9 protein-coding genes are annotated in these 12,498 nt (G+C 54.5%); 1 reads left to right on the top strand and 8 read right to left on the bottom strand.

Features of this window, described 5'->3' with window-relative positions:
• Positions 1 to 39: 39 nt before the first annotated feature.
• Positions 40 to 1,164: a hypothetical protein gene (locus tag AMM41_RS10160; protein WP_194944720.1), complete on the top strand. Its 1,125-nt coding sequence runs from the start codon at positions 40 to 42 to the stop codon at positions 1,162 to 1,164.
• Between the two features lie 171 nt (positions 1,165 to 1,335).
• On the opposite strand, the gene AMM41_RS22250 is transcribed toward AMM41_RS10160, so the two are convergent.
• The 8 genes from AMM41_RS22250 to AMM41_RS10125 all read right to left on the bottom strand — a co-directional run bounded on the left by AMM41_RS22250 (position 1,336) and on the right by AMM41_RS10125 (position 12,474).
• A complete protein-coding gene (locus AMM41_RS22250; RefSeq protein ID WP_228769219.1) occupies positions 1,336 to 1,578 on the bottom strand; it encodes a glutamate synthase-related protein in 243 nt (80 codons plus the stop codon).
• Positions 1,533 to 1,730 (bottom strand): hypothetical protein, encoded by a 198-nt coding sequence (locus AMM41_RS22245; RefSeq protein ID WP_228769218.1) that lies wholly within the window; start codon positions 1,728 to 1,730, stop codon positions 1,533 to 1,535. The genes AMM41_RS22250 and AMM41_RS22245 overlap by 46 nt, the downstream gene beginning before the upstream one ends.
• Before the next feature lie 179 nt (positions 1,731 to 1,909).
• A complete protein-coding gene (locus tag AMM41_RS10150; RefSeq protein WP_089957193.1) occupies positions 1,910 to 4,246 on the bottom strand; it encodes a hypothetical protein in 2,337 nt (778 codons plus the stop codon).
• Positions 4,247 to 4,306: 60 nt separating this feature from the next.
• Positions 4,307 to 4,681, bottom strand: coding sequence for a hypothetical protein (locus AMM41_RS10145; protein WP_194944719.1), 375 nt, complete (start codon positions 4,679 to 4,681; stop codon positions 4,307 to 4,309).
• A 132-nt stretch (positions 4,682 to 4,813) separates the two neighbouring features.
• Positions 4,814 to 6,046, bottom strand: a complete 1,233-nt coding sequence (locus tag AMM41_RS10140) for a hypothetical protein (RefSeq protein ID WP_089957188.1) — start codon at positions 6,044 to 6,046, stop codon at positions 4,814 to 4,816.
• A gap of 265 nt (positions 6,047 to 6,311) precedes the next feature.
• On the bottom strand, positions 6,312 to 9,410 hold the full coding sequence (locus AMM41_RS10135; protein WP_089957186.1) for a patatin-like phospholipase family protein: 3,099 nt from the start codon (positions 9,408 to 9,410) through the stop codon (positions 6,312 to 6,314).
• A gap of 54 nt (positions 9,411 to 9,464) precedes the next feature.
• Positions 9,465 to 11,831, bottom strand: coding sequence for a hypothetical protein (locus AMM41_RS10130; protein WP_089957184.1), 2,367 nt, complete (start codon positions 11,829 to 11,831; stop codon positions 9,465 to 9,467).
• 112 nt (positions 11,832 to 11,943) lie between these two features.
• Positions 11,944 to 12,474, bottom strand: a complete 531-nt coding sequence (locus AMM41_RS10125; RefSeq protein WP_089957181.1) for a tetratricopeptide repeat protein — start codon at positions 12,472 to 12,474, stop codon at positions 11,944 to 11,946.
• Positions 12,475 to 12,498 lie beyond the last annotated feature (24 nt).

Here is a 12,498-nt window from a genome sequence, read left to right as displayed (position 1 = left end):
GTGACAGAACTTGTTTTCACCCAACCCAAGGAGATCAAAATGCCAACCGTCAACAATACCCTGAGCGCATCGACCATTGTTGCCGACATTCTGCGCACCAACGCCCTGGAACAAACCGGCCTGATTTCCAAGTCGGACGCCCGTAAGGATGTTGGCCATCTGATCGGTGACTTGATTGCAAGCGAGGACGTGGCTCCATCCGATGTGGCCATCGCCAACGAGGTGCTCGACCGACTCACACGCGACGAATCCAGCCGCACTGACTCCTCGGGCATCTTGAGCAAACTCAAGCAAATCGCATCCGATTTTCGTGGCACCAGCGCCACTTTTGGCAAAGTCGCTGCGCCCAGCACACGCGTGGCCATTGAACAACTCAAATCAGATGCCCAACTGGCCACCCTGCCGTATACCGGTGTGTTGCCAGAGGGCAGCACGGTCGACCGTGTGGCCACAAGCGCTTTGGCCATGCAAGTGGATTTCCACATCCGCAAGGACACCGGCAAGGGCGGTTTGGTCAATGATGGCGACCCCGCAAAATTGGGCCAGTTCATTGACCGCAAGTCTGGCTTGAGTGCCAACGTGGTGGTGGACCCCGCCAGCAAGACGGTCAAGGTGATTTTCGGCGGCACGACCGCTGGACTGACCCAGAGCGACTCGTTCTTCAAGCGTTCGTCGGGCAACTTCGTGAGCACCCTCAGCCAATGGGTGTCCAACATCAAGTCGGGCTTGGGCCTCCAATCGCATTCACTGGAGCAGGCCAAAAACCTGACCGCCAAAGTGCTCGATGTGGTTCGAAATGACCCTGCCTTCAAGGATTACACCGTCAGCACGGTGGGTCATTCCAAAGGCGCTTCTGAAGCGGTGTATGCGGCCCTGTCGGCCAACCCGCCCCTCAAAGCCGTGGGTTTCTCGTCAGCCGATCTGGGTGGGAAATTGGTCCGTGGTCTGCCACAGGAGAACGTGGCGCGTGCGAAAGAGCTGGTCAGCCACTTCCACGTCAAAGCCGACTCTGTGCCCAATTTGCGCTACGCTACACCGAGCATGCGTCCTCTGGGCCAGGAAGCGGTCATACCTGCAAGTGGCATTGCCGGCCCACTGGGCCGCCACGATGAGTTCGCTCGCCACATCAGCAGTTGGGCGGACCATCAATTGGCACAAGCCTGAAGCTCTCGGCTAAGGGGTGTCCACAAGAGACCGCGTGCCAACAAATCACGGCTCACAAGGCTGTGGACAAAAAAGAAGCCCGACTGGGCTTCTTTTTTGTGGTGGATTGCCTGGTTCGGGCGCTCTCTTGGCGATGGCCTGAACCATTCGGGCTGATGCAGCCCTTGGAATTCAAGCGCTGGTGGTTTCCTTGGCCTTGATCAGTTCGGTCAACAGCATGCAATCCTTTCGCGTTTGCCAGATCAGGTCACCGTCAGGTTCGCGGTGGTGCACGGAGTTGCTGCCTTCGCCTGTGTCGTGCGCAAAGTGACCCATGGCTGCGCCTTTGTTGAGCGCTTTGACCGCATTGGGCGAAAGGGAGCCAAAGCTCAGCCCGAGATGTTGAACAGCGACATGGCGTAGGGCTGTTGGCATGGGTGGGCACCCACCGTGAGGCGGAAGGTGCCCGGATCCAGTGGGGTGGGTTGCAGCGAATGGGTGATCCATTCGGTTTGCGGGTTGTACATGTCTTTGATGCTGCCAAATCCGCGTTTATCGTTTTCTTCTTTGGCGCGGGAATAGACCATGGCGCGTTCGTTTCTGGAAAACGACAATTTTTGTTCATCGTCTCCCGTAAAAAATGAGAGGCGCTGGCGGTAAAAAAAGATGGGCTAGGCTTGCGCATGTGACTCTCATTCACACACTGATGCATGTCATGCCTGCAAACCATTGCCCATCAGAAAATCCCACACGCACGAACCGTCGATCACAAACGGCTGCGATCGAGTGCTTGCAGCAGGGGCAAAATCACCGCTTTTTCGCTTTTACCAACGCCCCGTGGACCCAAGTCATGCAGCATGTGTTCCCGCAATGGATCAAAAAGTCCCCTGGCCATGGCCAAACGGTCGGCAGCAGGCGCTTGGTGTGTGTTTTCAGTGAGCAAACGCAGGGCCGACTGAATGGTTTCGCCATAAACCTTGCGCAATTTGCCGTGACCGAACTTGGAAAACAAATCCGCCGCATTGCTCAGTGCAGAGGTCAATTCTTTGCTTGCTTCGATCGTGTTGGAGGGCAATTCGGCTTTGGCACCGCCAGCGCCCACCGTGATGTTAGGCGCAGGCTGGGACACTGGCTCAGAAACCGGCGCGGAAACTGACGCAGAAACCGGCTCGGAAACCACATCCGTCAATGCAGGAGCCGCCAGCCTGGTGGCCATCAACTGTGCACGGTCAACTTCTTGCCGTAACTCTGCAGGGACCGGGACCAGGGCTGGGCCAGCATGGGGTGGGTAGACCGCAGCATGCGCGGTGGCCATTTGCTCGCGCAAGCGAACCAGCGTTTGTGCCAGTTGAACGTCACCCCGACTTGCTGCTTGTTGCACCTGCGTGTCCAAGGCACCAATACCTGGCTCCAGCACGTCGACCAACTCTCTCAGGCGAACACGGGCTCGTGCTTCATCTTTTTCAACCAGCGACTGACTGGCAAAGCGAGACAACAATTCAACAACACTTTGGCCCGTTGCGCTGTCGTCGTTATGGCTTCTGGCGTATGCCACCAGGGACCCGACAGCTTGGCTTGCCAAGTCCTGAATATCGATTTCCAACGCTTTCACATCCGTTGGTGTCAATGGCAAAGCGGTTGCCATGCCATGTCCGAGCGCCTCCATCCACTGCCGTTCTTTTGCATCTGGCTCATGATTGGCCCCAAGAAACGAATTGATGGGTTTGAACTGACCTTGCATGGAAGAAATCGCCAACTTATCGGCCTCGGACAGACGGAATCTGCTGGCTTCAAGCAATTGGCCAAACATTTTTCGGTTGTCCCAAATGGCAGAGCGAAGCGATTCGAGTGCTTGGTTTTCCTTGCCCGCCACCTTGGGGGCCAGCAGCATGTCTTGTTTGGACACTGCCCAGTTGTGAAATTCCTTGAGTTGCAAGTCACCTGGATGCGACTCGAGATGGCGAGTGGCCAACTGTTTCAATTGCACAAGCGAATCATTGAGCTGGCGCTCCAATCCCTTTCGATCTTCATAGGATTGCAAGCGTCGAGTTTGCTCAGACTGGGACACAAAATCTGGCTCGGACTGAGACACAGGTTGTTGCTCAAGCCAAGCAGCATGTTCACTCAATGCCAATAAGTCGTGCGCCATCCGCTTCAAGCCCAAGGGGGATGCATCGGCCGGCATGCGTGCTGACAATTGGGTTTTGAGCATGGCTTGTGCTTCGGCAAGTCTTTCTTGGGGCGGTACATCTTTGTCACAAATGCGCGCCACATCTCGACCCAAGTCACCCAGTCTCACTAAATTGTGATCTTGCATTCCACCCAGATGGCCTTGACTTCGCATGTTGTTGACCTCATCCCTCAAGCGTTGTCCTGCCTCTTGCATTTGGGCCGCCAGTCCCGCACGGGTCAGTGGCAAGGCGGGATCGGGCAAGCGAGACCTTTGCGCGAGCCCATCGGTGCCCGTCACCCAAGCCAGGGTGTCGTTCAGCGCGTGGGCATCTTGCTCTTTCATGACCGCTGTGAGGTAGCCCAAATCTTTGGCCACAGGCACCGTCAATTCCGCCAGCAATTGCAAACGCTGATGGGGTGTACGTCCTTCGTCGGCCAGGGCGCGAGTTGCTGCCAAGGCCCAATTGGCCATGGAGGAGACTTCCAGACGTTGGGCTAAATCAGCCACTTCGCGCAATTGCTGGTGAAAGGAGACTTGCGCGGTTGTTGCATCTGCGGGCAACTTGATGGCGTTGAAGGTCCTTGCAAAAGCAGGGAAGTCATAGGCACCCGCTCTGCCAACGGCGGCTTGCGGGACAGCCGTGGCACCCGAATTGTGTGTCACATGACGTTCACGCAGACCGGAAATCGATTCACCTTGGCCCATTTTTTTCAATTCGCGCTGCACCAACTGATTGAGCTTTCGGGCCACAGCCGCTTGGTCCTGACTGATGCGTTTGTCTTGAGGCACGCCGTTTTTCATGGGCAAAGGCGTGACCACCAAAGAGCGACCAAATAGTCCAAGTTTGACATGCATGCCCTGGGCATTGGCCGTTTCAAGAACGTTGATGAAACTTTCAACATCGCGGATTTTATGGACAGTGTTGCTCATGGTGATTCCTCTTGGTTAACAAAAAATAATGGCGTACATGCGTGATTCAAAATGAACCCATCAATAGGGGGATAAACGGCGCTGAAGTTGCGCAAAAAGTGCTTCATCCGCCTTGGGCACTTTCGCCTCCATCTTCACGCGTCGATCCGACAAGGCTTTGGCCAAAGAACGCGCCTCGATTTCAGCGGAAGCTTCATCGGTGCTTGCTCCAGCTTGAACCAACCGTGCAAACAATTGGGTCGTCGGCACAGCTGCTGCTGGATGGGCGCGATGCACATCGGTGGGCTCGATTCTTTTGAGTTTGGACAAAAATGAATGAGCGGCAGCGGAGTCGGCCACAGGTGTTTGGCCGGACCTGGCCAACAAGCCCAACCAATGCTCGTCTGGGCTTGGGCTGGCGGATGAACTTGCTACGTGGATGTGCTGAGTGCTCATGGTCATCATCCCTTCGTCAAGCCTTCGGTGCCAAAAAAAGTTTAAAAGTTATGGCTATCGTTGTGTGTGAGTCGTTTTTCATGCGCATTTACCTGTTAATGCTCCCCTGTGCATGCACAGGGGAGGAACAAATCAAACGTTATTTGGAAACTGTTGATTGGCTTGGGCAATGGCTTGATTGGCCAAGTTTTTGACGTCCCTGTCACTCAGCTTTAACAAGCCATTCGAGCGATCCAAAGTTTGGATGGTTCTGGCCAGCATGTCATCGAACAAGACAACCGCCAATTCTTTGGCGTCCATGGACAAATCCGGATTGGCGGCAATTTGGCGATGGATCAACGAGCCCCGTTGAGAGGAGTTCAGGCTGTTGTACAAAACCGAACTGTCAGCCGCCACCACCTTTTGGCGAGTTTGCGCCTTGGCGGCCAGGGCATCACCGATTTCTGCTGCAAAGCGATCCTTCAGTTTTTGTGGTATCGATTCCAAAACAGAAAGGCGATCAAGTTTGCTTGTCGCAGACAATTTGAATTGTGCAGTGATGCCCAATTTCAGCAGCAATCGGTCAACCACGGCGCTGTCGAATTCCTGCAAGCCTTGCACGTCACAGGTCTTTTGATGCAGTTGTTTATTGACCCATTCCATGGCTTCTTTTGCCGATGCAGGCGCTGTGTGGTCCAAGTGGTGGCGATAAACCTCCCCGTTGGATCCGATGCCAACGGGTACCACCTGGTCACCGACTTTGAAGGCCTGCAATGGGCGAACTTGAGCGAGGACCTCATGAGCCAAGTCCTCTGAACTCGCATATTCACGAATCAGATCCGCCACTGCCACTGGAATTTCGGAGGCCACAAAATCTGTTTCGTTCGACTCTTGCATTTCATAGTGAGACTCATGACTGCCAATGTTCGTGGAAGCCTCAAAAGCCGAATATTGGGCCGAATCCGACATCTCGTAATGAGACTCGACAGTCGAAACATAACTGGCGTTTTCAAAGGCCAGAGCGTTCGTGGTTGATGGCTTTTCATGGGTGGCCGCTTGCGCAAAACGGTCAGTCAAGTTTTCATACACAGGGTCATCGCTGCCCACGGTGATGTTGCGACCATTGATGGTGTCTGTGGGACCGAGGCTTGCACGGCTGGTGTTCACCATTTCCATGAACTTGGCCGCGACTTGTTGGGCTTTTGCCGCGCGAAAATCCATGCGAGCATCTTGGCCCTGGAAAAGGTGGATGACCGCATCGCGGACGCGTGTGCCGAAACTGGCCGTTTGGATTTGACCCTGTTTGTTCACTTCGACCAAAGCCCCTGCCAGACTGCTGCGGTAGAGCGCTTGTGCGGTTTCCAGATTGTGGGCGATGGTGGGCATTTGAATCTCCTGGAAAAAAGTTGTTGATGCCCTATAGACGTTGGAACCTCCAAAAGGTCAGGGCATTCACCCAACCAATCCATGCCTTATTGATCCGGCCCTGTGAAGTTTGAAGTGCAAGGCTTGCCTTGGGTACAGTCATCAGCGATGGGGGCATTGTGGGAGCCCCGCCCTCGGGGCGATTCTTGGTGGTCTGCGGGGCTTTATCGCGACGAGGGCGTCGCTCCCACAAAAAAAGCGTTCATGCAAACTTCACCGGGCCGGATCAATAATTCACAGCAGCCTCCGCTTGATTTAAAAGTCGAGTCAGTTCCACGCGCAATGCCGAGGCCAGCACAGAATTGTTTGGCAGGCTGTCCAGCACCGCTTGCCTTTGATGGGCAGGGATGGCTTGCGCGGCCTTGAAGGGGTCTTCAAACACGGTGTTGTAGGCCAACTGCTCACGCAATGCCACTTGCTCTTGTGCCATCAAGCGACTTTGGGCCACCGCAAAATCCTTTCGCGTCTGTGAAGCACCAAAATCCTTAAAGTTAACGTCGCCGTGATAAACCACCGTGGTCTGAGGGCCACTGTTCCACACTCGGTTGGAGTCACCCAAGTTGGCTTCGTTGAAATTTTTCAAGCCAGCTTGACGCTTGGCGGCCCATTCAAGCCGATTCATGGCCCAGGCACCCCAGCCGGGTGCAACGGGCGCAGACGTTTTGTCTTCGTTGTGTTTGAAAAGGTTGCGCTCAGCTTCCTTGAATGCCTCGTAAGCAAACAACATGGTCTCTGCGTGAGATTGGTCGAGGGCGGGCCCCGACTTGCCTCGATGGACCACGTCTGTAGGAAAGTTGTTGCCCAGTCCGCCATCGCGGTAAACAACACCTTTGTAAACCGGGGCTGTGAACACCACGGGCGCCGCCATGGAAATGCGTCCCGCATACACAATGGGCATGTCCGGTGTGAGTTTGGCCGAAAAGGTCTGCATGTCCCCTTCGTTCTGTCTGAAGCCTACAATGGACAAGGTTTTGAAATGCACGGGGTCTATGCGGTGCAAGATGTCCAGGTCTTTGAAGGTGACCATCTGGGGCTCGCGATTGCTGCCGTCGAACTTGGGCTCCCTCAAGCGCAAAACTTGCTCAAGCTCAGCTGCGGAAACGTTGGATGTGCCTTGGGTGATATTTTTTTGAACGGCTTCGATGGCCAGTTGGCCTTGCGGGCTTTTGAGGACCTGGTCCACAGATTGGGCCGTTTTTCGATCCAGCTCCACCAACAAGCGTGGCGCGTCAGTCTGATACTCTGGTTTGAAATAGTGCACAAGTCCAGCTGCACGGTCCATGGCTCCGTTGGTTTTAAAGGAGATGCTGGGATAGCGTTCAGCAAAAGGTGTGGTCGGATCGATTTCTGGGCCCGTCACCACATCTTTGTTGGTGACTGCAGCGTTGAAGTCAGCCAAAGTATCCATGTCAAAGCCGCAAGCCAGCACCATGCCGGTCAGCGATCCGGCTGAATTGCCCACGATGTTTTGGACGCCTTCAAACTGCCCGGCTTGGTTGAAGGTCAGCAAAGCGGCTGAAACGCCCACGGCTTTCATGCCACCGCCCGCCAACACCAAATTGCGCAATGCAGGGGCAGCCTGAATCAGGCTGATTTTCTCAGTCTGTGATGTGCTGTCCTTAAAGGATGTCACCTGCAGCGGGATGCTTTGAGTGGGCTTGCCAATAAACTCATCACGCAAATTGAGCAAGGTGTCCCGGCTTTGGGTGTGGGCAGTGGCCAGGTGGGCCAAGAGTTGCAAATGCATCTCTTGAGAAAACAAGTAAGGATCGCCCGCAGTGCCTTGCTTGCCGGTGTAGGTGCGGGCATGTTCAAGCGAAATGCCACCGATGTCGAATGCCGATTGGTGGTTTTGGATCAGAGCTTCCCCTGCATCACGCAGCTTTTGAGCTTGAGCGGGTCTGCTGGGCGTGTCCGGCAAATGAGCGACGAGCTCTTCTATTTCCTGGCGCACAAAATTTTGATGGTCAATCTGCATTGTTTTTAGCAGATCACTCACCGAAGTCAGCAACTCATTTTGAATCCTTTCAATATGGGCTTCCATCACTTCATCGCCCGCAGCAAGATCTTCATAGAAATCAGATTCTGCGACATTGATCGCCGATTGGTACTGCTTCAAAGCTGCTTGCAGCGGTTTGTGTTCGATGTCTCGAACAGCCTGCAGATGGTCATTCCAGGGCGTGCCTGTGGGGTCTCCCACCAGCGTGCCAGCGGGTTTGAGAGGGACCCCCGCCAGCCGCTCGACCGTAGTCTTGGGCGCAGGGGTGAACATCTCATCGGTGGTGTCAAAGAACTCTTCAGATGCTTCCAGTTCATGGGCCGTGGACACTTCGGTGGTCAAAGGTGCCTCTGGCTTTTTGGCAGGAGGTGTATCGATCTGATCGAGCGCATCAAAAAACTCTGCAGATTCTTCGAGTTCCGTGGTCTCCGGGTTGTGTTCAGACGAAGGGCCTTGTGTTGACGTCACGGCGTGAGCTTGGATGGCCGCAGACCATGTGGTCGTGGCACCCTCGGGCAAAGCCGGCAAGGGTTGCTGCAGTTGCGTCAATTGGGTGTCCACGGCTTTCCATGTGTGTGTCAGCACTTCTGCCAAAGTCGTTTCTTCGCTGGCATGTGCATCCCGAATGGATTGGCTGAGTGATTCGCGCGCGCCGAGCAGCTGTTGGCTGATCTGCACCATGGCCGGTTCACGGTCGGCAGGATCTGGCGTCACAAGCCTGCTGGTGGTCAGGTGTTCCACATCGGCCAAGCGGTGTGCAATGGCATGACCATCCGGGCCAAGGCTCAGCAGAGCCGCCTTGACAGTAGACCCTTCAACTTGGCCGTAAGCGGGAGCCAAGCTCATGGATTGCAGGGCGGCGCTTGGGGGTTGTGTGTTGCTGCTGCCCTCAAAGTCATGGGCGGTGATGGTTGAAAGGTCGACTTGGGGTAGCGGCTTTGGTGCAGGCAATATGGCAAATTGACTCAGCAATTCGCGGTAAGCCTGGACAGGCAATTCGTTGGGGCCCAAGCTGGCATGCAGTTGGTGGACGGCCCTGTTGAGGCGGATGTAGGCGTTGTCTTCGCCAGACTCCAGAATATGGTCAGGCAAGGCCACAGACGCTTCGATGGCAGAGCGCAGGGAGGCAACGCCTTGCGATCCAGCGGTGGCTGCTGCATCTGGACCCATGCGAACACTGCGTTCGTTGCCTCTGAGTGACTGAAAAAAACTGACCAGTTTGACGCGGCCGTGATCATCCACATTGATGGCCTTGTCCTGTCGCTGAGCTGTTTCAAGAACTTGAACAATGTCGTTCAAGGTCTGTTGATGGTTCACCTTGTTCATGTCAATTTCCTCGTCGTTATTGTGTTGTGTGGGTTGAATCGATTCATAGGAGATTCAAGCAATGCTCTCAGGCGTTGGTGTGGGATGAACGGCATTGGCTGCCTCTTTTGCTTGCCATTGTTCGAACTTGCTGTCCAGGCGTGCGATGTGGTTGTGACGGGCATCCGAGAGGATTTCACCCACGGTGTGCCCTTGAGCATCCACATGGTCCATGCGCCACTGTGTGTCATTGAGCAAACGACCTTCTGATTCAAGATGCCGCAGGTGTGCTTGAACAGTTTGTAAACGCTGTACAGCGGACTTCACTTCGGCGGGCGTCAACACGTTGCGAAATGACTCAACCATGCGACCTTCAAAATCGGGAGAGAGCAGCAATGTCGCTGTGCGCAGATCGGCCACACCCGGCAAACCAAGGTTGTGGACTGGCTGTATTCCCATGAAATTCGGCTCTTGACCGAGGGCTTTCATGTGTGCGAACAGCGCTTCGCGTTGTTTGGAAATGTCTGCAAGCTCTTGTTGCATTTGCAAACAGCGGTCAAAAAAATGGGCCAAGGGGTGTGTATCGGGTAAACCTGTGCTTCGGATATCTTCGCGCAGATTTTTTGTCATCACCAAGACCTCTTCCTCAGCATTTCTCAAACTGAGATTGTTCGCGTGGAAATCGTTGTAAAAATGGTTGGAAATATCTTGAATGCGCGACTTCATGTCGTCGGTCAAGTCATGACCCAATTCCGTGATTTGCCTGTCCAAAATGCCATGGAACATGGCTGTTGCATTGGAAAATCTGTGTGCATCCAAGTCTTTGTTCATGGCCTGGTTATGGTTCAAACCCTCGAGCAAATCCATGTCTGCGTCAGTCATTTCTTCAAACAAAGCGACCTCAAATTCACCATCGCTGAGGGAAAAATCGTTGTCGATGCCTTTGAGCCCTTGATAGCGGCCCTCAGGAGATATGTCGATCAAGAAATTACCCGAATGTCGGTCCAGACTGCACAATATGCAATCGACCAATTGCATATTGCTCAGGTCGCGTAAAAATGCCGGATCACGGTGTGCCAGCGCGTACGCTGCAGACTGGCTCACATCGCGGGCTTCTTTGCCGGAAGCCTTGTCCATCAACAAGCCAAAATTGGAGAAGGTCTCATCGGCTGTGCGTTGCTCTTGCTCTTGCTCTTGCTCGTCGATCACTCGAACCGGCAGCAAATTTTTGGGGAGCATTGCCAATTGACTGCCGACGATGACATGGGTGTCAAGCAGGGTATCAAGCCGAGAGGCCGCCACGTTGCGAGCTTCAAAGCGCATGTCAGATACGCGTCCTTGGCCCCTGTCACGTTCTGGCCTGTCGCTACCGTGCGTTGTGCCGTTGATGTTTCTGGGACTGAGGACATCGGCGCCTTTTTTCATGGCCAACTTGAGCACTTCTGCGTCCAGCTCTTCCGAATGAGCCCTACCAGGTTTGTAGACGTATTGCTTGCCTTGAAGATCCGAGACAGTGAAAACCTGATTGAAGGCACCACCTGCCAGGTGTTTCACACTTTGGCCTTGCAGTTGTCCGTCAAACAGCACACCCGCTTGCAAGTCAATGCCCAAACGACGCAGTTCTACCGCTTGCCTCCAGGACAAGTCTGGGATGTTGTTCAAATCCGATTTGTTGGCGATGACCGCACCCATCAAGTGAATCTCGCCAGAGATGCGTTCACCCAAACGGTCGAGTGCAGCGGTGGCATTGTCAGAGGGGCTGGTCTGGTGCACCGCTTGGTCAACGGCGTTGGACAGCACAACCAACCGGGCCAACAACTGTGCACCTTGCGCTGCGCGTTGTTCAGGATCAGCCGCCACGGTCAGTGTTTGGGCCTCTTGGCGGTAACTGTCCAGCCAGTTGCCCAAGGTGGCAGCCAGTTTGGGATCGAGTTGTTTGAGCTCATGATCGACCATGAGCTCTGCGGCCAAAGACGCGCGAACATCTTGCAAGGGTCGATAGTCTTGTGTACCTGCCAGGGCCATGGCTTGAGCTGTGGCCCCTGTGGGCAAAGCCGCATGTTCCAGTGACAGGGTGTCGACATGGTCGAATTTCCTTAAGGCCTCGGCATAACGCTGAACGGGCAATTCACCCGCTTGGGCTGTGAGGTTGATTTCGCGGACCTTGCTGAACAGGCGATCGTATTTGTTGGCAACTGCGTCAGAGCCTGAGTGGTCCAAGCTTTTTTCAATGGCTTGGCGCACGGCGGAGGCCACTTTTTGTTGCTGCTGCAGTTTCCAGTCGTCGGATTGGCCGATACCATTGAGGGCACGCAAGACCTTGGTGCCGAAACTGGCCAGTTGAACCCCCCCGTCATCATTGACTTGCAGTTGTTTGCTGTGGGCGAGGGCGTGGTCAACGAGTTGCAGGATCTCGGGTAAGGCTCGGGCAATGGTGGCCATGGGGTTCTCCTAATAGATATCTGCAGATTCTGCTGATATCTATTTGGAAATCCAAAAATTAATCCCGCCCAGCGAGGCCGCCATGACGGGGTCTGTCAAACGAAGACAGAGTTTATTTTTGTAGTACTTCGTCCTTGGCTTGGTTAAATAAAACATGAGGAATGGACAAGGGCAACAAGGTCCTGGCCCGCTCATGCCAACGTTGCGCGTCGGGCCTGGCGATCAAGGCCTGCAACACACGATGGGCATCGTCTTGCCTCTTGAGCATCAACAGGCACTGGGCGCTGTAGAAAAGAATCGCTACGTCATGAGGTCGACCTTGGAAAGCATCGAGGTAATGAATCAGTGCCGCTTCATACTGCTGCAGAGCTTGCAAGGTGGTCCCCATGGCCTTGGAAAAACGTGGCTCGCCGGGCTGCAAGCGCAGGAGCTTGGTCAAATGAAGGCGGGCATTTTCATAATCACCCGCTTGGTAGTCGGCCACACCGAGCGCATAAATGGACTCGAAAAACTCAGGCGTCAGTCCCAGACTGGCGTAAAAATCCGACAAGCTGGGTGCGCTTTGCAAGCGCGCCATCAAATCGCTTTGCAACACCGCCACTTGGGCCAGCGTCAAGTCTTGTAAATCTGTATTGGCTGGCATGGTGTAGACCTTTGTGGACAAGCC

Source organism: Limnohabitans sp. 2KL-3, assembly GCF_001269405.1.
In the GTDB taxonomy this organism is placed as follows: Bacteria; Pseudomonadota; Gammaproteobacteria; order Burkholderiales; family Burkholderiaceae_C; genus Limnohabitans_A.
Note: the sequence above shows the minus strand (reverse complement) of the source record. Positions and strands in the feature narration are given on the sequence as shown.

Coding starts and splice junctions, on each gene's coding strand:
- AMM41_RS22245 (WP_228769218.1), bottom strand. CDS start 1,730: ATGGTCTATTCCCGCGCCAAAGAAGAAAACGATAAACGCGGATTTGGC.
- AMM41_RS10135 (WP_089957186.1), bottom strand. CDS start 9,410: ATGAACAAGGTGAACCATCAACAGACCTTGAACGACATTGTTCAAGTT.
- AMM41_RS10130 (WP_089957184.1), bottom strand. CDS start 11,831: ATGGCCACCATTGCCCGAGCCTTACCCGAGATCCTGCAACTCGTTGAC.
- AMM41_RS10150 (WP_089957193.1), bottom strand. CDS start 4,246: ATGAGCAACACTGTCCATAAAATCCGCGATGTTGAAAGTTTCATCAAC.
- AMM41_RS10125 (WP_089957181.1), bottom strand. CDS start 12,474: ATGCCAGCCAATACAGATTTACAAGACTTGACGCTGGCCCAAGTGGCG.
- AMM41_RS10145 (WP_194944719.1), bottom strand. CDS start 4,681: ATGAGCACTCAGCACATCCACGTAGCAAGTTCATCCGCCAGCCCAAGC.
- AMM41_RS10160 (WP_194944720.1), top strand. CDS start 40: ATGCCAACCGTCAACAATACCCTGAGCGCATCGACCATTGTTGCCGAC.
- AMM41_RS10140 (WP_089957188.1), bottom strand. CDS start 6,046: ATGCCCACCATCGCCCACAATCTGGAAACCGCACAAGCGCTCTACCGC.
- AMM41_RS22250 (WP_228769219.1), bottom strand. CDS start 1,578: ATGCCAACAGCCCTACGCCATGTCGCTGTTCAACATCTCGGGCTGAGC.